This window comes from Agreia sp. PsM10 (assembly GCF_030433855.1).
Taxonomy (GTDB): Bacteria; Actinomycetota; Actinomycetes; order Actinomycetales; family Microbacteriaceae; genus Agreia.
In genome coordinates this window covers 110,440-132,458 of sequence record NZ_JARUXC010000006.1, presented here as the reverse complement: position 1 = coordinate 132,458, position 22,019 = coordinate 110,440, and the positions used below count along the sequence as shown (strand labels likewise).

The 22,019-nt window shown below is 68.0% G+C and carries 17 protein-coding genes; 13 read left to right on the top strand and 4 right to left on the bottom strand.

What is annotated here, in order from left to right; all coding sequences use genetic code 11:
* Positions 1-3 precede the first annotated feature (3 nt).
* Positions 4-456, top strand: coding sequence for a 50S ribosomal protein L9 (gene rplI / locus QCD70_RS09635; RefSeq protein ID WP_301215528.1), 453 nt, complete (start codon positions 4-6; stop codon positions 454-456).
* A gap of 402 nt (positions 457-858) precedes the next feature.
* Positions 859-2,274 carry a replicative DNA helicase gene (dnaB, locus tag QCD70_RS09630; protein WP_055932636.1) on the top strand — a complete coding sequence of 472 codons (1,416 nt, stop codon included), beginning with the start codon at positions 859-861 and terminating at the stop codon, positions 2,272-2,274.
* A 13-nt stretch (positions 2,275-2,287) separates the two neighbouring features.
* On the opposite strand, the gene QCD70_RS09625 is transcribed toward dnaB, so the two are convergent.
* Positions 2,288-3,166 (bottom strand): metal-dependent hydrolase, encoded by an 879-nt coding sequence (locus QCD70_RS09625; RefSeq protein ID WP_301215523.1) that lies wholly within the window; start codon positions 3,164-3,166, stop codon positions 2,288-2,290.
* 35 nt (positions 3,167-3,201) lie between these two features.
* Between QCD70_RS09625 and QCD70_RS09620 the strand changes: the two genes are divergently transcribed.
* A complete protein-coding gene (locus tag QCD70_RS09620; protein WP_301215521.1) occupies positions 3,202-3,465 on the top strand; it encodes a hypothetical protein in 264 nt (87 codons plus the stop codon).
* Positions 3,466-3,485: 20 nt separating this feature from the next.
* Here the strand turns inward: QCD70_RS09620 and QCD70_RS09615 are convergent, their stop codons facing one another.
* Positions 3,486-5,135, bottom strand: a complete 1,650-nt coding sequence (locus tag QCD70_RS09615; protein WP_301215520.1) for an FAD-dependent oxidoreductase — start codon at positions 5,133-5,135, stop codon at positions 3,486-3,488.
* 124 nt (positions 5,136-5,259) lie between these two features.
* Here QCD70_RS09615 and QCD70_RS09610 point away from each other — a divergent pair, with 124 nt between their 5' ends.
* Positions 5,260-5,766, top strand: a complete 507-nt coding sequence (locus QCD70_RS09610; protein ID WP_301215518.1) for a hypothetical protein — start codon at positions 5,260-5,262, stop codon at positions 5,764-5,766.
* 25 nt (positions 5,767-5,791) lie between these two features.
* On the opposite strand, the gene QCD70_RS09605 is transcribed toward QCD70_RS09610, so the two are convergent.
* Positions 5,792-6,541, bottom strand: a complete 750-nt coding sequence (locus QCD70_RS09605) for a TetR/AcrR family transcriptional regulator (protein WP_301215517.1) — start codon at positions 6,539-6,541, stop codon at positions 5,792-5,794.
* Between the two features lie 103 nt (positions 6,542-6,644).
* Between QCD70_RS09605 and QCD70_RS09600 the strand changes: the two genes are divergently transcribed.
* The 4 genes from QCD70_RS09600 to QCD70_RS09585 are packed head-to-tail and all read left to right on the top strand — an operon-like array spanning position 6,645 to position 9,635.
* Positions 6,645-7,694 (top strand): medium chain dehydrogenase/reductase family protein, encoded by a 1,050-nt coding sequence (locus QCD70_RS09600; RefSeq protein ID WP_301215515.1) that lies wholly within the window; start codon positions 6,645-6,647, stop codon positions 7,692-7,694.
* Between the two features lie 21 nt (positions 7,695-7,715).
* Positions 7,716-8,918 carry a low temperature requirement protein A gene (locus QCD70_RS09595; RefSeq protein WP_301215513.1) on the top strand — a complete coding sequence of 401 codons (1,203 nt, stop codon included), beginning with the start codon at positions 7,716-7,718 and terminating at the stop codon, positions 8,916-8,918.
* Positions 8,915-9,295: a YidH family protein gene (locus QCD70_RS09590; protein ID WP_301215511.1), complete on the top strand. Its 381-nt coding sequence runs from the start codon at positions 8,915-8,917 to the stop codon at positions 9,293-9,295. Before QCD70_RS09595 ends, QCD70_RS09590 begins: the two co-directional genes overlap by 4 nt.
* Before the next feature lie 16 nt (positions 9,296-9,311).
* Positions 9,312-9,635, top strand: a complete 324-nt coding sequence (locus QCD70_RS09585) for a DUF202 domain-containing protein (protein ID WP_301215509.1) — start codon at positions 9,312-9,314, stop codon at positions 9,633-9,635.
* Positions 9,636-9,841: 206 nt separating this feature from the next.
* On the opposite strand, the gene QCD70_RS09580 is transcribed toward QCD70_RS09585, so the two are convergent.
* Positions 9,842-11,161 carry an HNH endonuclease signature motif containing protein gene (locus QCD70_RS09580; RefSeq protein WP_301215508.1) on the bottom strand — a complete coding sequence of 440 codons (1,320 nt, stop codon included), beginning with the start codon at positions 11,159-11,161 and terminating at the stop codon, positions 9,842-9,844.
* 417 nt (positions 11,162-11,578) lie between these two features.
* Here QCD70_RS09580 and QCD70_RS09575 point away from each other — a divergent pair, with 417 nt between their 5' ends.
* The 5 genes from QCD70_RS09575 to QCD70_RS09555 all read left to right on the top strand — a co-directional run bounded on the left by QCD70_RS09575 (position 11,579) and on the right by QCD70_RS09555 (position 22,018).
* Positions 11,579-12,457, top strand: coding sequence for an ABC transporter ATP-binding protein (locus QCD70_RS09575; RefSeq protein ID WP_301215507.1), 879 nt, complete (start codon positions 11,579-11,581; stop codon positions 12,455-12,457).
* Positions 12,439-14,013 (top strand): transporter, encoded by a 1,575-nt coding sequence (locus QCD70_RS09570; RefSeq protein ID WP_301215505.1) that lies wholly within the window; start codon positions 12,439-12,441, stop codon positions 14,011-14,013. The genes QCD70_RS09575 and QCD70_RS09570 overlap by 19 nt, the downstream gene beginning before the upstream one ends.
* A gap of 20 nt (positions 14,014-14,033) precedes the next feature.
* Positions 14,034-14,843, top strand: coding sequence for an MOSC domain-containing protein (locus tag QCD70_RS09565; RefSeq protein WP_301215503.1), 810 nt, complete (start codon positions 14,034-14,036; stop codon positions 14,841-14,843).
* Positions 14,840-15,814 (top strand): PDR/VanB family oxidoreductase, encoded by a 975-nt coding sequence (locus QCD70_RS09560; protein WP_301215500.1) that lies wholly within the window; start codon positions 14,840-14,842, stop codon positions 15,812-15,814. Before QCD70_RS09565 ends, QCD70_RS09560 begins: the two co-directional genes overlap by 4 nt.
* Before the next feature lie 135 nt (positions 15,815-15,949).
* Positions 15,950-22,018: an Ig-like domain-containing protein gene (locus QCD70_RS09555; RefSeq protein WP_301215498.1), complete on the top strand. Its 6,069-nt coding sequence runs from the start codon at positions 15,950-15,952 to the stop codon at positions 22,016-22,018.
* Position 22,019 lies beyond the last annotated feature (1 nt).

Here is a 22,019-nt window from a genome sequence, read left to right as displayed (position 1 = left end):
GACATGTCAAAACTCATTCTCACGCACGAGGTCTCCGGCCTCGGTTCAGCGGGTGACGTGGTCGAGGTCAAGAACGGCTTCGCTCGCAACTACCTGATCCCCCAGGGCTTCGCGGTCTCATGGAGCCGCGGTGGCGAGAAGCAGGTCGAGCAGATCAAGGCCGCCCGCGTTTCGCGCGAGCACGCCACGATCGAAGAGGCCCAGCACCTCAAGCAGGTTCTCGAGGCCGCCGTCGTCAAGCTGACCGTCAAGGCCGGCGAAGGCGGACGCCTGTTCGGCTCGGTCAAGACCTCCGACATCGCAGACGCGGTCTCGGCTCAGGGTCTCGGCTCGCTCGACAAGAAGAAGATCGAGATCAGCCAGGCGATCAAGCTCACCGGAACCCATGAGGCCACGGTCAAGCTGCGCGACGACCTGGTCGCGACGATCACGTTGAACGTGGTCGCTGCCAAGTAGCGTCACCCGCACTCGACGAGTGCACAACGAATGGCGGTGGATTCTTCCACCGCCATTCGTCGTTGAAAAGCCCGTGCGGTCGGCAGGACCAGACCCACTTCGGGGGTAAGAATCGCTCGATTTTATGCACAGGTCAAATGTCAAATCCAAACCCTCAAGCTCTGCTGGAGGGATGTATTTATCCACGGTTGTGGAATCTCCATAAAAGCTGGTCAAGCTGCTTTTAGGCTCGCATTCGGGTTTGAGTTTCCACAAGACTTTCCACAGTTTTACCCCAGACCTTCCGGCGTTTCTCCCACACTGTCCACATGGTTATCCACAGGCCCTGTTGGGGATGTCCGACGCTGCGAGTAGAACTGTGCAAGAACGATTCTGCGTGCGAACGCAGACGAAGGAGGACCCGTGTCGATAGCCCATCTCGGACTGTCCGGCCCGAACGACGGCCAACGAGGCGGCAACGCGGCGGGCGGCTCCTCGAGCGAGTGGCGGGCCGACTCGCGCGGCGATCGCACCCCTCCCCATGACCTCCTGGCCGAGCAGAGCGCTCTCGGCGGAATGCTCCTCAGCAAAGACGCTGTGGCCGATGTCGTCGAGGTCGTGCGTGGTGCCGACTTCTACATTCCCAAGCACGAGATCATCTTCGACGCCGTGCTCACCCTCTACTCGCACGGTGAGCCCACCGACGTGATCGCCGTCACCGACGAACTCACGAAGATCGGCGAGCTGAGTCGCGCCGGCGGCGCGGAATACCTGCACACGCTCACGGGTCTCGTGCCCACCGCGGCCAACGCCGGCTACTACGCCAACATCGTCTCCGAGAAGGCCGTGCTTCGCCGCCTCGTCGAGGCCGGCACCCGCATCGTGCAGATGGGCTACGCCAGCGAGGGCGAAGTCATGGACCTGGTGAACAACGCCCAGGCAGAGATCTACGCCGTGAACGGCAACGTCGAGACCGAAGACTACGTGCCGCTCACGATCGCCCTCACCGCGGCCACCGACGAGATCGAGGCGGCGGCGGGCAAAGACGGCCAGATGACGGGTGTGCCGTCGGGGTTCACCGACCTCGACAACCTCACGAACGGGTTCCACCCGGGCCAGCTCATCATCGTCGCGGCCCGCCCCGCCCTCGGAAAGTCGACGCTCGCGCTCGACTTCTGCCGGGCCGCATCCATCAAGCACGACATGCCGGCCATCTTCTTCTCGCTCGAAATGGGCCGTGCCGAGATCGCCATGCGCCTGCTCTCGGCCGAGGCATCCGTGCCCCTGCAGATCATGCGCAAGGGCCAGGTCAACGGTCAGGACTGGACCAAGATCGCGTCGACCCGGTCGACCATCAACGACGCGCCCTTCTACATCGACGACAGCCCCAACATGACGCTGGTCGAGATCCGCGCCAAGTGCCGCCGTCTCAAGCAGAAGGTCGGCCTGAAGCTCGTGGTCATCGACTACCTGCAGCTCATGACCAGCGGCAAGAAGGTCGAGAGCCGCCAGCAGGAGGTGTCGGAGTTCTCGCGTGCCCTCAAGCTCATGGCCAAAGAGCTCCAGGTTCCCGTGATCGCGTTGTCGCAGCTCAACCGTGGTCCCGAGCAGCGCGCAGACAAGAAGCCCGCGATCAGCGACCTCCGTGAGTCCGGATCGCTCGAGCAGGACGCCGACATGGTCATCCTGCTGCACCGCGAGGGCGCCTACGAGAAAGACAACCCGCGTGCGGGCGAGGCCGACTTCATCGTGGCCAAGCACCGCAACGGCCCCACCGCCACCATCACGGCCAGCTTCCTCGGCCACTTCTCCCGCTTCGCGGACATGCCGCAGGCGTAGCTCGGCGGCTGGCTTACGCGCGCGTCGTCATGCGCAGCTCGAGCGCGGACTCGGATTGCTGCGCATGCAGGGTCACCTGCGGGGCGCTGAGCTCCGCAAGGGTCGCCACGTGCGTGCCTCCGCACGGAATGCTCACGGCGTGGCCGTCGAGCGACGTCGTCCAGTAGCGGCGGTCGGTGAGACGCTCGCCGTCTCGCTCGATGGCGGCCGCCGCGCCCGAGGCGACCCACGCCGACAGGCGCGCATCCACGCCCGTCTCGACCTCGCCCAGATCGTCGACCAGGCGGGCGGGCGCGAAGCCCTTCTTGCGCAGCGACTTTCCCACCCGATACACGTCCACGGAGCCGCGCTCCTCGATGCGCGAGGTCTCGATGGCCAGCGCGTCGAAGTTCGGCCGATCGAGGGCATCGGTCGACACGGGCTTGCTCCACGACCCGGCCAACTCGGCGTTGAGCGCGAGCGAGGCCAGGTGGCAGGCAGTGTGACCCACCGAGAGGGCGTGTCGGTAGTCGGCGTCGACGGCGATGGATGCCTCGGACCCCTCGACGAGGCCGGCGTCGGTGGCGAGGGCGTCGTCGACGACGTGCGCCGTCACGAAGGCCCAGCCCTCGGTTCCCTTGCGCACCGGAACATCCGCGCCGAGGAACAGCGCGGTGCCGTCGGTGGCCCCGACGACGCACTCGATCACCTCGAGAAGGGTGCCGTTCACGGTGAGCGAGGCCCGGTCGGCGGGCTGATCGGGCCAGGCGGAGTCGACGGGGTGGCAGGCCGAGTTGTCGAGCAGCACCACGCGCCGCCCCTTGCCCACGGCCTCGGTGTGCAGCACGGTTCCGGTGGACCTGAGAGCACCCGCCGGATAGCTGACAAGTGTGTCGAGGCGTGGAAGAGTCATGCGTGACAGCGTAATCAACAGGCAGGGAGTCGAACATGACCGCAGTAGAAGTGGCAACAGTCTCGTACACCGTTTCGGCCGACTATTTCGCAGAGGTCGGGGCAGATTTCAACAGCGAGGCCGTCGACGACGCGGTGCTCGCCGAACTCAACCGCATCGTTCCAAAGGGTGTGGTCGTGCACCGCAACGGCAAGGCGTTCGCCGATCCCGAGGTGGCCGCGGCCGCGCGTGACATCGACTGGGATGCGCTGCTGAAACGCATCGACGTCGACCAGATCATGGCGACGCACGGGCGCTGATCGCCGCGACGCTCAGCGGTTCAGGGGTGAACGCCGCTCGCGCGGTGAACGGATGCGACGGCGCTCGCTCCCTCCCCCACGGCGGCGGCGACCCGCTTCATCGAGCCGTGCCGGACATCCCCCGCCGCGAAGAGCCCGGGAACGCTGGTCTCGAACGGGAGCGGGACGCGGCCGAGTGAGGCGAAGGTGTCTCCGAGCGCCGCGGCGTCGAGCTGCGTGTCGGTGAGGAGGAAGCCGTTCTCGTCGGATTCGACCCCGGTGAGCCACTCGGTCGCGGGGGTGGCGCCGATGAAGCAGAACAACCCCGTGTTCGGCAGGGCCGAACTGACGCCCGTCGCGCGGTTCGTGAGCGTGATGGACTCGAGCGAGTCTCCACCATCGAGGGCGCTCACCTCGGTGTGCGTGTGCACGGTGACGCGCGGGTCGGCGAGCAGCCGGTCGACGAGATAGCTCGACATCTCGGAGCGGATGTCGGCTCCGCGGATCACGAGGCACACCGGGCTCCCCCGCTCGGCGAGGAACAGTGTGGCCTGGCCGGCCGAGTTCGCTCCCCCGATGACGGTCACCGGTTGTCCTGCCACGGCCCGAGCCTCGATCTCGGTTGCCGCGTAGTAGATGCCGGCCCCCTCGAAGTCGGACCATCGGGCGAGAGGGAGAGCCCTGTACTGCGCGCCCGTGGCGATCACGACGGCCCGGGAGTGGATTTCTGTTCCGTCCTCGAGAACCACGCGCAGGCGTTCGCACCGGGAATCGAGCGTGGTGACCGTGCACGGGCTGTAGATGCGGGCGCCGAACTTGAGCGCCTGCACCGACGCGAGCCCGGTGAGTTCTGACCCGCTCAGGCCGTTCGGAAAGCCGAGGTAGTTCTCGATTCGGGAACTGGCGGCGGCCTGCCCGCCCGGCCCCGTGGCATCCAGAAGAACCGTGTCGAGGCCTTCGGATGCGCCGTAGACGGCGGCGGCGAGGCCCGCCGGGCCGGCACCGATGACCGTGAGGTCGACCTGCTCGCCGGATGGGCGGGAGTAGGAGAGCCCGATCCGCTCGGCGAGGTGCCCGGGCGTCACCCGGGTGAGCACCTCGGTGCCGAGCAGCACGACGGGCAGCTCGGATGCCTCGACGCCCGCCGATTGCATCAGGGCGATTCCCGCGGCTCCGTCGGCGTCGAACCAGTGGTGGGCGAGCTCCAGACGTGCCGCGTAGGTGCGCAGGGCGAGCGATGCCGACGAGAGCGGGCTGCCGATGATCTCGATACTGCGCGACGCGGTTCCCTGCAGGAGGGTTCGCCGAGCCTGGAAGGAGCGCAGCAGGATGCTCGACAGCTCCGGGTCCTCGTTCATGATGCGGCGGAAGCTGTCGGGCGAGATGCGATGCATCACCCCGGCCGACGTGACGCGGGCCGTGAGGAAGACGGTCTGGCCGGTGAGCAGGTTGAGCTCGCCCACGAACCGCCCCGGCCCGTGCTGCGCGACGATGAGCTCGGGGGAATCCCGAGTGGCCTCGCGAACGATGTCGATCGCGCCGCTGTCGATCAGCACGAGGTCGTAGCTGCGGTCTCCCACGCGGAACAGGGTGTCGCCCACCTCGACCGCGACGGCTCGACCGTAGGAGCGCAGCCTCGACAGCTGCTCCTCGGTGAGCACGGGGTTGGATGCGCTGGGCTCGGTCGTCACACGCCCACCGTAATGCGGCACGGGTCGGTAACGCTCCTCGAATCGTCGCATCCGGGGTGCCGTGGCGGTGCGTTCGTAGACTGGGGAGCCGCTGCGACTTTCGTCGCCCGACCGATTGGACCTCATGGACACCGGCCTGCTCGCACTCATCGGCATCGGAATCGTGGTTCTCATCATTGCGATGAACGCCTTCAAGTACTGGACGCGTCGCAAGCTGCGGGCCATCAACACGGAGCGCAAGATCACGGTCACCGGCGAGGCCGTCGCCGAGTTCGGTCGGTCGGTCGTGCTCTCGGCCGATGCTGCGACGGCGACCGCTCTCATCGAGTCGATCCCGAAGAACAAGCTGGTGAGCCTGCGGCCCGGCGTCTGGGGACTCAAGTACGTGGAGCGCGATGACGTGGTACTCGAGCTGCGGGATGTCGACGGCGGGTCGGAACTGCTCGTCACGTCGATGCGCGAGTACTGGGATTCGCCGCAGGAGCTGCCGAAGTGGACGAACCTCGTCGAGAGGGTGGGCCAGGCCGCCGAAGCGGCGGGCGTCACCACGCGACGGGGCGCGTACGGCTTCGCCTTCGAACCGCCGTCGAAGGGCACGAACGGTCACGGGCGCTGGGTGCTCGCGGCATAGCGCACAGGCAGCGCGCGCGTGCCTGCTAGCCGGCCCGCCGGCCCGCCCGCTCGGCCTGCTCGCGGATCGAGGCGACCTCGGCCGCGTAGAGCAACCCCGCATCGATCCCGGTGGCGGGCAGGTGGCCGCCGAGTTCGAGGCTCATGATGCCGTGCAGCCTGGTCCAGGCGGTGAGGCCCAGCAGCAGAACGGAGCGCGGGTACTGGGCCAGCTGTGACCGCTCGGCCCACGCTTGGAGGGCGGTGTCGAGAGCGGGTTCGGTGTGCGCCACGGTCTCCGTCTCGATCGCCGAGGGTGACCCCGCCTCGGCTTCTGCTTCGGCTTCTGCCACGGCTGCGATCGCCTCGACGATGGTCGTCATGCTGCGGGATGCGGCGGGGATCGTTCGCTCGGGGGCGAGCTCCTGGCCGGACCCGATGCCGGTCTGGAAGATCAGGCGGTAGGCGTTCGGATTGGCGAGAGCCCAGTCGCGGGCCGCGTTGAGCACATCGACCAGATGCCGGCCGGCGTCACTGCGATCCGAGGCGCCGTCGAGTACGGAGTCGGCGAAGTCGTCGTAGGCGTCGACCACGAGGTCGGCCAGGAGAGCGTCGCGACTGGCGAAGTAGCGGTAGAGAGCCGCCGGCGACATCGCCATCTCCCGCACGATTCCGCTGAGAGTCACGGCATCCGGGCCCCCGGCGCTGACCTGCTGCAAGGCAAGGGTCTTGATCTCCTGAACGGTCTGGGAGCGTCGCTCCTGCCGCCGTGTGGGTCTGGGTGCCTGCTCGCTCATGGCGCATCCATTCTGTGAAATGTATTGACACCGTAACAGGCGCTACATAGTGTGAAGGGTATTCACAAAACAAATACCATTCACATAACTAAGGATGACCGCCATGGACACGATCGCCGAAGCCCGCCCGAGCACCACCACACGAGTCGTTCTTCCCGGACTCGTCGAGCCCGAGGGCCTCGACATCGTCACGGGCCCTCTCGACGCACCTCGACGAGGCCAGCTGCTGGTCGCCGTCGAGGCCACGGGCGTCTCGTTCGCCGAGCAGTCGATGCGCCGGGGTCGGTACTTCGGCCAGCCGGCCTTTCCGTTCACACCCGGATACGACCTGGTCGGCCGGGTCATCGAGGTCGGGCCGGGCGGCGACACGGCACTGCTCGGTCGACGGGTGGCCACCATGACCAAAACGGGTGCCTGGGCCGCGCACGTCGTCGTCGAGGCGCGTGACAGCATCCCGGTGCCCGACGGGGTGACGTCGGAGGATGCCGAGACGGTGGTCGTCAACGGCGTCACAGCCTGGCAGATGCTGCACCGTTCGGCCCGGGTGAAGCCCGGCCAGACGATCCTGATCTTCGGCGCGAACGGCGGTGTCGGGGGAATCCTGATCCAGCTCGCGCGGCTGCACGGCGTGCACATCATCGGCGCGGCGTCGCCCCGGCATCACGAGGCACTCCGTGCCGAGGGTGTGGCGCCCGTGGACTACGCCGACCCGGAGCTGGCCGCCCGTGTGCGCGAACTCGCGCCCGCCGGCGTCGATGCCGTGTTCGACAACGTGGGAGGCGAGATGACGAAGACCGCCTTCTCCCTTCTCGCCCGGGGCGGAAAGCTGGTGACCTACTCGATCATCACGGCCGTGAGCGGTGACGGGCCCCTGATGCTGCCGTTCGTCAAGGCGATCGGCCAGGCCCTGCTCTGGAGCGCACTCCCGAACGGTCGCAGCGCCACCTTCTACGACCTCTGGTCCGGCCATCGCATGCGCCCCGCGACGTTCCGGCGACGCCTGGAGTCGGATCTCGGTCGCGTTCTCTCCCTTCTCGAAGACGGCACCATCAGCGCCAACATCGCGGCCCGTTTTCCTCTCGCCGAGGTCGTCGCCGCGCTTCGCCTGGCCGAGTCGCGCACGCTCAACGGAAAGGTCATCCTGCTTCCCTGACGCGCCTCTAGGCTGTGGTTCATGACCCTGCCCGTGATCCGCATGCGGCCCCGTGACATCGGCGAGAAGCACCGAGCATCCACACCGCTCGAGCTGCTGTTCGACCTCACGTTCGTCGCCGCCGTGCAGGCAGTGGTCACGCAGTTGTCCCACGGCATCGAGGGCGACCACGTCGTCGAAGCACTGCCGAACTTCTTCATGGTCTTCTTCGCCATCTGGTGGGCCTGGCTCACCTTCACCTGGTTCGCGTCGGCCTACGACACAGACGATGTGCCCTACAGGCTGCTCACCATGCTGCAGATGGGCGGGGTCCTCGTGCTCGCCGCGGGCGTGCCCGCCGCGTTCGCCGACGGCGACTTCCTGCTCATCACGGTGGGGTACTTCATCATGCGCGTCGCGTTGATCGCGCAGTGGCTGCGCGCCGCCGCGCAGGACCCCGAGGGCCGGGCGACGGCCCTGCGCTACGCCGCGGGAATCGGCTTCGTGCAGGCCACGTGGATCGCGCGACTGTTCATCGCCGCCGAGCTGCCCCTTGCCGGTCGGATCGGAACGTTCGCATTCCTCGCCGCGTGCGAACTGGCCGTTCCCCTGTGGGCCGAGCGTCGTGGGTACATCCGGTGGCACCCCCATCACATCGCCGAGCGCTATGGACTCTTCACGATCATCCTGCTCGGCGAGTCGGTGCTGGCCGCGACGGTCGGCGTGCAGGCGATCATCACGGCAGGCGATGCGTCGGGCGAGTTCGTTCTGCTGGCCGCGTCGGGCCTCGCGCTGCTCTTCGGAATCTGGTGGATCTACTACCTCGAACCCGCGGGCGACGGACTCGAGCGGCGCCGACAGCGCAGCTTCGTGTGGGGCTTCGGGCACTACTTCGTCTTCGCGGCGCTCGCGGCGCTCGGGGCGGGACTCGAGGTGGCCGTGCAGTCGCTGAGTCATCACGCCGAGATCGACGGCACGACGGTCGCCTATTCGGTCGCCGTGCCCGTGGCCGCGTTCCTGGTGGCGATGCTCGTGCTGTACCGACCGCTGCTCGGCGCCGACACCGTGATCCGGCCCGCAACGATTCTCGTCGGCGCTGCGGCCGTGCTGATCATCCCCCTGCTCGCTTCCGTGCTGTCGTTCGGTGTGACCGTGCTGCTCATCACCCTCGTGGTCGCGGCGATGATCGCCGTCACAGTGCTGCAGCAGCGCTCGCGCGCACTGACCGGGAGGAATGCTTCGTGACCGACGATGACCGTCGTCCGAAGTCCGTCTACGGTGTCGGCGACGAGCCGGATGCGCGATTCTCCCTGGCGAACGAACGCACGGCGCTCGCGTGGATGCGCACGGGCCTGGCTCTCGTCGCCGGCGGCGTGGCATTGACGACACTGGCCGTCGTCGCGGATCTTCCCGTCTTCGTCGACATCATGGCCGCACTCGTCTGCCTGAGCGGTGGCCTGCTCGCGATCTCCGCCCTCGTCGGCTGGCGCCGGGTGGAACGCGCGATGCGCCTGTCGCTGCCCCTGCCCGCTCCGCGCATTCTCACCGGTGTCGGCGTGGGCATTCTCGTGCTCGCCCTCGTCTTCGCCGGGTATGCGGTGTTCGAGGGGCTGAGCAGGTGAACGGACGAATGGATGAATGGATGAACCGGTGAGAGACCCGGGCCTGCAGCCGGAGAGAACCGCTCTCGCCTGGCGGCGCAGCGCACTGACCGCCGCCGGGGTGGCCCTGGTCTGTTCGATCACCGCGATTCGCGGAGGCGTACCCGTCGTCGCGTTCGTGGCCGCCCTGGTCGCGGCTGGAATCGTGATGGCATCGCTTCTCCCCGTCGTTCGGTCCCGGATGTCCGCCGGCGCTGGCGGCGCACACCCGTGGCCGGCACTGGCGCTGCTCGCAGCCTGCGTCTGCACGGTCTCGATGCTCGGATGCGCGCTCGCGGTCGTCGGCGCCCTGCACCGCTGACGCCGTACGCCCTTCACTCGGTGCTCTGGGGTGTTTCGGGCGCGCGGAAACGCGGAACGTGCTCGTGCTGGCGTTCACGGAGAGGGTTCGGGTTCCGGACTGATCTCGATACGCGGTGCTCGTTCCTCGCGCCGCTACTCGATCGGCGCACTTATGCGCTGGTCGAGTGGGCCGCTTGCGGCCGTATCGAGACCCAACGTGACGGGTTAGAAGGGGCAGCCGGCGAGGGCCTCCTCTTCCGTGATCGTCCTCGCCGCGACCGCGGCTGCTGCTGCCGCTGTGGCCTTGATGAGGGCTTGTGGTGCGGGCCGCATCCGGCCTTCGGGCCGGACCGTGTAGACGTGTCCGGCGGGAGAGGTCGCCGTGAGGGTGTCGTCTCCGTTCTGGATGAACTGCCACCTCGTGTGGTGCTTCACCCGATGATGCCCCGCGCTCAACGGGGCCAGGTTCCCGGGGATGGTGTCGCCACCGTAGGCGTGGTCTTCGGTGTGGTCCATGTCCGCCTGCTCCGACGGAACCGTGCACCCGGGAAACACACACTCCGGGTGGACGAGCCTGGCGTGGTCGATCATCGCTGCGGTCGGCCGGTAGTCGCGCGGGTCGGTGGCGAGGATCCGTCCCGTGATGGGGTCTGTGAGGATGCGCCGCCACGATGTCGCGTCTGCGGTGAGCTGGGCGGCGGTGGCCGGGTCGATGGGACCGTACCCGCGGAGAATCGCCGCCTCCTCACCCACGCCCAACAGTGTCATCGCGGGAACCATCACATGCACCCGACCCCGAACGCCCCGGGTGGCTCCGGGGATCGACGGTTCCCCGTTGAGAAGCAGGTCGGTCAGAACGTCGACTTTCAGGTGCCCCATGCTCCGCGGGTCACCACCTGTTTTCAGTCCGGCCGCCAATCTGACGGCGCGGTCTGCGATGGCGTGGATCTCCGGCGCGGGCGCGAAGAGGGTGAGGCAGGCCATGCCGTCCGCTGCCGGGTCGACATAGATGCGCCGGGTGCCGGCGGCTTTCTCCGCTCGTTTCACCGCGGTGGTGGGTTGGGCGAGTTCGACCTCGTGGCGGGCTTTCTTCTCGAGCTGCTTCGGGTTCACCTCGACAGCGAGCACCGCCAAGCGAGCGTCGTACGTGGTCAGGGCGTCACCGTCGAGTCCGTCGGCGTGCTTCGCGATGACCTCAGCGTGCTCCCACGACACCACACCAGCAGCGACCGCGGCCAGGGTCGCGGGGAGCCGATCGACGAGGGCGGTGCTGGTGTCGACGAGAACGGCGGTGCGGTACTCGGTTCGTCTGGTCAGCAGGGCGAGCTCGGTAAGGAGCTCGACGCGTTCGACCCGGGCGGTGGACCAGACCGGTCCTGCGGTGGACGTGTCGACCGGCGCCTGCCGGTGCAGGTGGTTTCTGGCCGCGGTGACGCGTCTGGCCCTGACCGCGGACAGTCGGGCTATCTGCGTGTCGAGGGCGGCGACCTCATCGAGCGCGACCATATACGGATCAGGCTCGAAGGGTGGGGTATCGAATGTCATGGGGCAAGTCAAACAGTGACCACCGACACTGGGTCGATGCGAGCATTTGATGCTTGATCAGGGGAAAGGGCTGTGGATAAGTGTGGTGAGGGGTGGGTTGTGGAGGAGTGGACGCGGACTGGATGGGTGCCCTTCGACAAGCTCAGGGAACGGGTCTCGATACGGCTGCGAGCGGACTGCTTGACCGGCGCGAGGGCTGGGCGGGCGACCTGCTCGACCAGCGCAGAAGTGGTGCAGGTAGACCGGGCGGGCCCTTCGACTGGCTCAGGGAGCGGGACCCGGAGGCAGCTGACGGCGCGCGCATGTCCCCCGCGAGGGGGATGCGGGTGTCGGAGGCCTCCCCCTAGGGTTGAATCCACGAGCCGGGCTCGCAGCACTGCGGCTCGATTGTCCATCGCAAGACGGAAAGCAGGCGCCATGTCTCTGACAGACCCAGCACACACCGACCCAGCACAGGCCGCTCCAGCACAGGCCGCTCCAGCACAGGCCGCTCCCTCGCAGGCCGATCCCGCCCAGGTCCTCCCCCCGGTTCGGGATGCCCATGGCCCGGCCCTCGAGATCCGGGGACTCACGAAGCGGTTCGGCGCAAAGGTCGCCGTCGACAACCTGTCACTGACCGTGCCGTCGGGCTCGTTCTACGGCCTCGTCGGCCCCAACGGAGCGGGGAAGACCACCACGCTCTCGATGGCGACGGGCCTCATGAGACCCGATGCGGGAGACATCGCCATCCACGGGGTGAGCGTGTGGCACGACCTGCTGAAGGCGAAGCGCCTGGTCGGCGTGCTCTCCGACGGCGTGCGGCTCTTCGACCGCCTCACCGGAACGCAGCTCGTGACCTACGCCGGCCTGCTCAGCGGCATGGACCGCGCGACCGTGGCCGAGCGCACCAACGACCTGCTCAACCTGCTCGACCTCGAGTCGGCCGGCGGCACCCTCGTGGTCGACTACTCGGCCGGCATGACCAAGAAGATCGCCCTGGCCTGCGCCCTCGTGCACGCCCCGAGCCTGCTCGTGCTCGACGAGCCGTTTGAGTCGGTCGACCCCGTGTCTGCCGCGAACATCCGCGACATCCTCGACGGCTTCGTGAAGTCGGGAGGAACCGTGATCGTGTCGAGCCACGCCATGGACCTGGTGCAGCGCATGTGCGACCACGTCGCCGTGATCGCCCAGGGCCGCGTGCTCGCCGCGGGCACCACAGAAGAGGTGCGCCAGGGCTCCACGCTCGAAGACCGTTTCGTCGACCTCGTCGGAGGACGCCGCACAGGAGAGGGACCGGAATGGTTGCGACTCTCGTAAAACTGCGCTTTCTCATTCTCGCGAACAGCCTGAAGGGAAAGCCCTGGCAGATCGTCGCCGTGGTGATCGGCGCGCTCTACGGAATCGGTGTGCTCTTCGGCGCGGTCATCGGGCTCAGCGCCCTGAGTCTCGCTCCCACCGAGCTGGCGCGCACCATCACGGTGCTGGCCGGTGCCGTCACGATCCTCGGCTGGATCGTGCTGCCCCTCATCGGCCCCGGAACCGACCAGACGGTCGAACCCTCGCGCCTCGCCATCTTCCCCATCCCCCTGAACAAGCTCGTGCTCGCCCTCGCCGTCAGCGGTGTCCTCGGCGTTCCCGGAATCGTCACCTCGATCGCCGCGCTCTCGACGGCCGTGACGTGGTGGGCGCATCCGCTCGCCGCCCTGGCGGCAGTCGTGTGCGCCGTGGTCGGTGTGTTCACGTGCGTCGTCGGCTCGCGGGCCGTCACCGCCCTGAGTACGGGCCTCGGCTCGGGCCGCCGCTTCCGCGAGGCCAAGGGAATCCTGATCTTCATCCCCTTGGTCCTTCTCGGCCCGATCATGATCGGCCTCACCGCGCTGCTGCGCGGGTCTCTGGATGCCCTCCCCGGCATCGCGGACATCGTCGCGTGGACGCCGCTCGGCGCGATCTGGTCGGTTCCCGGCTACATCGTCGAGGGGAATGCCGGCCGGGCCGCGGCCGGATTCGCCATCGGTCTCGCGACCCTCGCCATCCTGACCCTCGTATGGAGGTCGAGCCTGCGGCATGCCCTCGAGAACCCGGCCCGTGCGTCGTCGCCCACGAAGAACGGAACCCGCAAGCTCGGTCTCTTCGGTCTGTTCCCGGCCACGCCGTGGGGCGCCGTCGCCGCGCGGGCGCTCACGTACTGGCTGCGCGATCCGCGCTATGCGCAGTCGCTCATCGTCATCCCGCTGGTGCCCGTGCTGCTGTTCGTGTACTCGGGCAACATGGGCAGCCAGGGCGTGCTCAACGCGCTCGGGCCGATCGTCGCCCTGCTGCTGGCGCTGTCGATCTTCACCGATGTCTCGTACGACAACACGGCCTTCGCGCTGCACCTGTCGACGGGAGTCTCCGGCCGCGACGACCGCCTCGGTCGCGTGGTCGCCCTCGGCGCCTTCGCCGTTCCCGTCTCGGTGCTGCTGACGGTCGCGTCGGTGTGGTTCACGAACTCGTGGCAGGTGCTGCCCGGCCTGCTGGGCATGGTGTTCGGCCTTCTGCTCTCGGGCTTCGCGCTGTCATCGGTGATCTCGGGTCGGTTCGTGTTCCCCGTTCCGGCGCCGGGCGAGAGCCCCTTCAAGGCGCGGCCCGGCGGAGGCTTCATGCTGACCCTCTCGACCTTCGCCACGTGGGGCGGCCTCATCGTTCTCGTGCTTCCCGAGTCGGTTCTGGCCGTCGTCGGCTTCGTCACGGGCGAGGCGATCTACGGCTGGCTCGCCCTGATCGTGTCTCTGGTTCTGGGCACCGTCATGCTCGTGATCGGAGTGCGCTGGGGCGGATCGATCCTCGACCGGCGCGGCCCCGAGCTGCTCGTCGAGCTGCAGTCCAACAAATAGGCGAGCAGTACTCTCGAGGCATGCACGGCACCATCGACTCGCTCTACCGCTACCCGGTCAAGGGGCTCACTCCCGAGCGCCTCGAGCGGGTCGCCCTCGAGGCGGGCCGGGCGTTCCCGGCCGACCGCCTGTTCGCCCTGGCGAAGCCGTCGGGCGCCTACGACGCACAGAACTTCGTTCCCCTGTCGAAGCGCGAGTACTTCGTGCTGCTCAACACCGAGCGGCTGGCGGGCCTCGCCGCGAGTTACGACCCCGAGAACCGCACGATGCGCGTGACGGTGCAGGGGCATCCGGTGCTCGAGGCCGACTTCGACACGACCGAAGGGCGGGCCGAGTTCGTCGAGCTGTACGCCCGCGTGGCCGACCTGCCCGACGACGTGCGGCCCGTGCTGGCCGAACAGCCCGGCTACAACTTCACCGACAACGCGAACGACGGCCCGCGCATGATGAACACGATCTCGCTCATCAACCGCGCATCCATCCGCGACCTCGAGCAGAGGATCGGGCGCGAGCTCGACCCCCTGCGCTTTCGAGCCAACGTCTATCTCGAGGGTCTTGAGCCGTGGGCCGAGCGGCAGTGGATCGGCCGTGAGCTGCGGCTCGGCGGCTCCGGTGGCTCCGGCGGCGCGTCCGTTCGAGTCGTCGAGGAGACCGAGCGCTGCGCCGCCACCGAGGTCGACCCCACGACCGCCCGCCGCGACGTGCCCGTCGTTCGGCTGCTGCACGAGAACTACGGCCACGAGATCATGGGCGTGTTCGCCGAGGTGCTCTCGGGTGGCGAGCTCGTCGTCGGCGACACGGTCTCGGTGAGCGACGAGGAGGCGGCGTGAGCGACGACGAGACGGTCGTCGTCTCAGCCCGCCGGATGCTCACGGCCGACGTGTGCGAGTTCGAGTTGCGTCGCGCAGACGGCGCGCTATTCGAACCGGCCGGGCCGGGCTCGCACATCACGGTGCACACGCCCTCGGGCGAGGCCCGCAGCTACTCGCTCACCTCGGATGTGAGCGACCGCAGCCGCCGGGTGATCGCGGTGCGTCGCGACGAGAACGGTCGCGGCGGCTCGCGCAGCATGGTCGACGAGGTGCACGACGGCGACGAGCTCGTGATCTCCGCCGCGCGCAACGCCTTCGAACTGGTCGAGGCCCCGTCGTACCTGCTGGTGGCGGCAGGCATCGGCATAACTCCGATCCGGGCCATGCTGGTCGAGCTGCTCCGTCGCGGGGTCGCGGACGTCAGGCTCGTCTACCTGAGTCGCTCGCGCGACGAGACGCCGTATCTGGAGGAGATCGAGGAGATCGCCGAGCTGACCGGCGCGGGAGCCGACTCGATGACCCTGCACCACCGCACGATCCACGGCGCCTTCGACTGGTGGCCGCTGCTCGAGGCGCCCGGGGAGCGCCACCTCTACGTGTGCGGACCCGAGCCGTTGCAGAACGAACTCCGCGCGCTCACGATGCACTGGCGCCCGAGCCGGGTGCATATGGAGGACTTCGCCGGAGTCTCCGCGTTCGGCGAGATCAGCCTGCCGTTCGAGGTGGACTGGCAGCCCACGGGAGCCCGCATCCCCGTGACGAGCGACCAGACGATGCTGGCGGCTCTCGAGGGCGCGGGCATCGACGTCGACAGCTCGTGCGGCAGTGGAACGTGCGGAACCTGTCGGCTGAGTCTCGTCGAGGGCGAGGCCGATCATCGCGACGTCGTGCTCACCGAGAGCGAGCGTGCGCACTTCGTGATGCCGTGCGTCTCACGCGCCGTGAGCGATCGACTCGTCGTCGCCCCCATCACCGTCGTCCCCCAGTAGTGGGGTGACATGGGGAGTTCTCCCCATTTACTCTCGGTGGTGTCCCCGTGTTTGAATGTCCCGGTGCCCCCGTGCCCAGTTGTTGGGGTGCGCGACGTTCATAAATGACTCGACCGACGTGAAGATGAGGACCGTGTGAGGCTGTTCGAGGCACTGCGCCGCCGCAAGGCGACTGCTGCGTCGGTGGCGACCGTCACGGTCTTCTCGCTCGCGGTCACCACCATGGCGTTCCTGTATCAGGGAGTCACCACCGCCGATGTCGAGCTCAACGACGGCGGGGTCTGGGTCACGAAGCCCTCCGGCCTTCTCGTGGGCCACCTCAACTACCAGGCCCAGCTGCTCGACGGCGGCCTGAAGATGGCGTCGAGCGACTTCGACATCCTGCAGCACGACGAGACCGTCATCACGGTCGACAACGCGACCGGATCGCTGGCGCCCATCGACCCCGTGTCGGTGACGCTGGGCAATGCCGTGGCCCTCCCGGCCGAGTCATCCGTCACCATGGGCGGCGACACGCTCGCCGTCGTCGACGACAAGACCGGCGACCTCTTCACCACCCGCGCCAGCGACGTGGCCAACTTCCTCCCCGACCCCGAGAAGCCGCAGCTCGCCCTCGGCTCCGGCGCGGCCGCCACGGTGGATGTCGATGGCGGGGTTCACGCACTGTCGCCGGCGTCTGGCGAGATGGTCACCATCGCGCTCGACGAAAACGGCGTGCCGCTCGAACCCGTCACCGACGGATTCCCCGAGACCGAGGACGACGCCGCGCTGACGATGACGACCGTCGGCGACCAGGCCGTGGTCTTCGACTCGGCCAACGGCATCGCCTACCTGCCGGGCGGCAAGAAGGTCGAGGTCGCCGACTCGACCGGCGGCGTGCTGCAGGAGACCGGCCCCGAGTCCGACGCCGTGCTCATCAGCACCGATACCTCGCTCATCCGCCAGCCCCTCGACGGCGGCGCGGCCACCGCGACGTCGGCCGGAAAGCCGGGCAAGCCCGCCGCCCCCGTCTACCTCGCCGGATGCGCCTACGCCGCCTGGGCCATCTCGAACGCCTACCTGCGTGATTGCACCGGCGACGACAAAGACGTGCAGACCACGATCGACGGTCTCACGGCTCAGGCCCAGCTCGTCTTCCGCGTGAACCGCAACGTCGTCGTTCTCAACGACCTGACCTCGGGCGCCGTCTGGCTCGTGAACCAGGACATGAAGAAGGTCGAGAACTGGGACGACATCGTTCCCCCGCCGGACGAGAACCAGACCGAAGAGGAAGACGACAGCACCGAAGAGGAGCTGCAGGTCATCCTGCCCGAGCGCAGCGACGAGAACACTCCGCCGATCGCCGAAGACGACCAGCTCGGCGTGCGGGCCGGCCGCACCGTCGTGCTGCCCGTGCTCGACAACGACTCCGACCCCGACGGCGACGTGCTCACCGCCACGCTGAAGGGCTCGCAGCCCTCGATCGGCGAGGTGCAGCCCATTCTCGGGGGCGTGGCCATGCAGGTCATCGTCGACCCCGACGCAACCGGAACCGGCACGTTCACCTATACGGCCGACGACGGCCGCGGCGGCACGGCGGATGCGACGGTGACGCTGACCGTCAAGGCTCCCGGCACCAACGAGGCGCCGGTGCAGAAGCGTGTTCCGAAGGTGCTCTCCGAGGTCGGGTCGACCGTGAGCTACAACCTCCTGCCCGACTGGATCGACCCCGACGGCGACGACATGTTCGTGCGCTCGGCGACCGCCGATGGGGCGAACCAGATCCAGTTCCGGGCCGACGGAGAGCTCACGTTCACCGCGCTCGATCCCGATCCGGGCCGCAAGACCGTCACGGTCGTGGTCTCCGACGGCGTGACCGACACCGAGGGCACCGTGGCCTTCGAGGTGCGCGAGTCGGGAACGCTCGTTCCCGTCACCAACGCCGACCACGTCGTGACCCGGGCCGGCCAGCAGGTCACCATCTCGCCGATGTCGAACGACTACTCCCCCAGCGGCGCGCCACTGCGCCTCGCGAAGGTCAATCCGGTTCCGGGCGGCGAGATCGCGCCCGACTACACGACCGGAACATTCGACTTCACTGCGGCCGCGCCCGGCGACTACTACGTTCAGTACCTCGTGACAGACGGGCCCAAGACGGCTCCCGGAATCGTGCGCATCACGGTCGTCGGTGAGACCTCCAGCGAAGATCCGCCGATCGCGGTTCGAGACGTGGCCCTGCTCACCAAGGGGCGCTCGGTTCTCACCGACGTTCTCGCGAACGACTTCGACCCCGTCGGCGGCATCCTCGCGGTGCAGTCCGTGCAGGTGCCCGAGGGGCTCGGAGTGAGCGTCGAGGTTCTCGAGCACCAGGTTCTGCGCATCACCGACACGGGCATCTCCGAACCGGCGAGCATCACCTACACGGTGACGAACGGGGTGAAGTCGGCCCAGGGCGAGGTCTTCGTCATCCCCATCCCCGCGCCCGACAGGCTCCTGCCTCCCGTGGCCGTCGACGACACCGTCACGGTCCGCGCGGGCGATGTGGCGACCATCCCGGTGCTCGACAACGACTACCACCCCAACGGCGACACCATCACGCTCGCGCCGCAGCTCATCGAGCCTTTCGTCGACCCCGCCGACGGCGACATGTTCGTGGCGCAGGACACGCTGCGCTTCAAGGCCGGGCCGGTGGCCAAGACCGTCTACGCCACCTACGAGGTCGTCGACAGTCAGGGCCAGCGCGACGCCGGCTACGTGACCATCCAGATCGTGGGCAACGACGAGGGAGCCAACTCGCCGCCCCGCCCGCGCGACGTCACGGTGAGGGCTCTCGAGGGCACGACCGTACGCATCCCGATTCCGCTCGACGGCATCGATCCCGATGGCGACTCCGTGCAGCTCGTCGGTCAGGGCGACGCCCCCAGCAAGGGCCGAATCACCGAGGTCGGGCAGTCGTGGCTGCAGTACGAGGCCTACCCGACGTCCGTCGGAACAGACGTGTTCACCTACACCGTGCGCGACCGCAAGGGAGCCGAGGCCTCGGCCACCGTGCTTGTGGGAATCGTTCCCTCGTCGAGCGCGAACCAGCGACCCTACGCGGTGAAGGACACGGTCTCGGTGCGTCCTGGACGCACCGTCGCGGTCGACGTTCTCGCGAACGATTCCGACCCCGACGGCGACCCGATCGCCATCCGTGAGAACGGCCTCGAGGTGCCCGAGGGCGTCACCGGCGAGATCGACCGCGGCCGCGTCACCGTGACCGCGCCCAAGACGCCCGGCGACTACCCGGTGCAGTACACGATCGTCGACCAGTACGGCGCCACCGCCGTGGGCCAGCTGCTCGTCTCGGTGAGCCCGGATGCTCCGCTGCAGGCCCCGATCGCCCGTGACGACCTCGTGCTGGTCGCCGACGTGGTGGGTCGCACGACCACCGACGTCGACGTGAAGAAGAACGACGACGACCCCGACGGCACCATCGACGCGCTCGACGTGTCGGTGACCAGCGGAACGGCCACCGTTCGCGGCAACGGCGAGCTGCGCATCCCGCTCACGCCCGAGTCGCAGATCATCACCTACACGGTGACCGACGTCGACGGCCAGAAGGCCTCCGCATTCGTGTTCGTGCCGGGCCTCGAGGGCGCGCATCCGGCCCTGAAGGCGGGAACCAAGCCCATCGTCGTGAACAGCGGCGAGACCATCAGCGTGCCCCTCTCCGACTACGTGGTGACCGGCAACGGCGAGGCCGCGCGCATCACCCAGGCCGACAAGGTGGCCGTCTCGCACGGCAACGGCTCGAACCTGGTGACCGACGCCACCACCCTGAGCTACACGTCGGCCGAGGGCTACTACGGCCCCGACGCGCTGAGCTTCGAAGTGACAGACGGCACAGGCCCCGACGATCCCGAGGGCAAGAAGTCGATCCTCGTGATTCCGATCACCGTCGTGTCGACCACCAACGTGTCGCCCACGATGAGCGGCGGCGCGGTGAACGTGGAGCCCGGCGGCGACGAGGTCGAGCTCAACCTGCGCACGCTGTCGCGCGACCCCGATGAGGGCGACCTCAAGAAGCTGAAGTTCACGGTGGTCGGGTCGACCGCACAGGGCATCACCGCCTCGGTGGTCGACGACCAGACCCTCAAGGTGAAGGCCGCGGGCAACGCGGCGAAGGGCGACTCGCCCATCCAGATCGAGGTCACCGATGGCCAGAGCAAGCCCGGCACGGGAACCGTTACGGTGACTGTTCTCACCTCGACGAGGCCCCTGCCCAGCGCCACCGACGACGTCGTTCCGCAGGCCAACCAGGGCGAGACCCGCTCGATCGACGTGCTGTCGAACGACTTCAACCCCTACCCCGAGAACCCGCTGTCGATCATCGAGGCCGTCGTCGAGACGGGCGATGGAGCGGCCAGCCCCGACGGCAGCCAGGTGAGCGTGACGCCCGCCGCCGACTTCGTGGGAACGATGGTGGTGCGGTACCGCATCGCCGACTCGACCGGCGACCCGGCGCGCCAGGCCGACGGTCGCATCCGGCTCACCGTGCAGGGCAAGCCCGACGCGCCGGCCACGCCGAGCGTCACGAGCATTCAGGACCGCACCGTAGTGCTCTCGTGGACCCCGCCCGTGAACAACGGCTCGCCCATCACGACGTATACCGTCACGAGCCCGCAGGGCTACTCGAAGCAGTGCGCGTCGACGACCTGCACGCTCGACGGCCTCACCAACGACGTGGAGTACACCTTCACGGTCACCGCGACCAACGGCGTCGGCGAGTCCGACCCGTCGCCCTCGTCGGCCGTGGCACGACCGGATGCCCGCCCCGACCGCCCGGCCCCGCCGACGCTGGTCTTCGGCGACAAGAGCCTCACGGTCAACTGGGTCACGCCCTCCACCCCGGGCTCGGCCGTGACCTCGTACAACCTCGAGATCTCGCCGGCCCCGGCCCGCGGAGCGATTCAGAAGACCGGTGTCACGGGCAACTCCGTGGTCTGGGAAGGCCTCGAGAACGGCGTCGCGTACCAGGTGCGCGTGCAGGCCGTGAACCGTGCTCCCGACCCCAGTGACTGGTCGACGTACTCGGCGACCGAGGTCCCGGCGGGCAAACCGGATGCTCCGGGTGCGCCGTCGACGACACGCGCGGATTCCGTGGGGACGCAGTCGCAGTTGACGGTGAGTTGGAACGCTCCCGCAAGCAACGGAGACGCCATCTCGTCGTACAACCTGACGCAGTCGGGCGGAGGGGTACCGTCGCGCACCATCGCGGTTTCCGGTGGTCAGACGACACAGACCGTGACGGTTGGCGTGTCGGAAACCGACTACACCTTCTCCGTAACCGCGGTCAACAAAGCCGGTGAGGGTGCACCATCAGCGCCGAGCTCGCCACGTCGCGCCGTGAACAAGCCTGACGCTCCGACGATCACCTCGGCGACCGAGGGCGATAACACCATCACGGTGAACTATTCGCCCGGAGCCTTGAACGGCGCGAAAGCCAGCGAGGTGTCCTACCAATATCGCCTGAATGGCGGCGCATGGAGCGCGCTCGCTGGCACGGGCTCGGACACGGTCAGCGCAGCCAACAACGGCACATACTCGATTGAAGTCCACGCTTTGACGAGTGCTGACGGTGCGAACTACACGAGCGATCCCAGCAATGCTGTCGGCAACCTGAAGCCGTATGGGGCTCCGAACGCGCCGACAGTCAGCGCATCCGGGGATGGCACAGGTGTGACGCTGAGCTGGAGCCGCCCGGCAGAGAACGGGCGACCCTTCACGATGTGGATCACCGTCGACGGCGTCGAACGCCAGGTCAACGACAGCGGAAGCCAGCGAATCGACGGCTACTCGCAGACGCATACGATCAGTGCCCGCATCCAGGATTCCGTCGGAGGCACCTCGGCGGCGGGCGAGAAGTCGGCTCGCAGTGGTGACGAACCGCCGAAGAACGCAAAAGTGTCCATCAGCCGAGGTGACAGCCGGGTCGGCTACCCCAATTGCGGCGACCCGTCGTGCTCTCTCATCAGGGTGACTGTCAGCGAAGGCGCTCCGAATGCCACCTACACGGCAAGGGTCTTCGTCAAGGGCAAATACGAGGACACCATCACGATCAACACGAACGGCAGCGGCAACGGCACCGGACAGACCAACTTCTACTGGGGGTACCCGGGAGAAGAAGTAAGGGCTGAGATGACCGGCCCGCGCAACCCAAACAATCCGAGTATGAGCTGGTAAT

Bases quoted from the DNA above. Each gene is read 5' to 3' on its own strand.
- rplI (WP_301215528.1), top strand. From the start codon at position 4: ATGTCAAAACTCATTCTCACGCACGAGGTCTCCGGCCTCGGTTCAGCG.
- QCD70_RS09625 (WP_301215523.1), bottom strand. From the start codon at position 3,166: ATGACTCTTCCACGCCTCGACACACTTGTCAGCTATCCGGCGGGTGCT.
- QCD70_RS09620 (WP_301215521.1), top strand. From the start codon at position 3,202: ATGACCGCAGTAGAAGTGGCAACAGTCTCGTACACCGTTTCGGCCGAC.
- QCD70_RS09610 (WP_301215518.1), top strand. From the start codon at position 5,260: ATGGACACCGGCCTGCTCGCACTCATCGGCATCGGAATCGTGGTTCTC.
- QCD70_RS09605 (WP_301215517.1), bottom strand. From the start codon at position 6,541: ATGAGCGAGCAGGCACCCAGACCCACACGGCGGCAGGAGCGACGCTCC.
- QCD70_RS09600 (WP_301215515.1), top strand. From the start codon at position 6,645: ATGGACACGATCGCCGAAGCCCGCCCGAGCACCACCACACGAGTCGTT.
- QCD70_RS09595 (WP_301215513.1), top strand. From the start codon at position 7,716: ATGACCCTGCCCGTGATCCGCATGCGGCCCCGTGACATCGGCGAGAAG.
- QCD70_RS09585 (WP_301215509.1), top strand. From the start codon at position 9,312: ATGGATGAACCGGTGAGAGACCCGGGCCTGCAGCCGGAGAGAACCGCT.
- QCD70_RS09580 (WP_301215508.1), bottom strand. From the start codon at position 11,161: ATGACATTCGATACCCCACCCTTCGAGCCTGATCCGTATATGGTCGCG.
- QCD70_RS09575 (WP_301215507.1), top strand. From the start codon at position 11,579: ATGTCTCTGACAGACCCAGCACACACCGACCCAGCACAGGCCGCTCCA.
- QCD70_RS09570 (WP_301215505.1), top strand. From the start codon at position 12,439: ATGGTTGCGACTCTCGTAAAACTGCGCTTTCTCATTCTCGCGAACAGC.
- QCD70_RS09565 (WP_301215503.1), top strand. From the start codon at position 14,034: ATGCACGGCACCATCGACTCGCTCTACCGCTACCCGGTCAAGGGGCTC.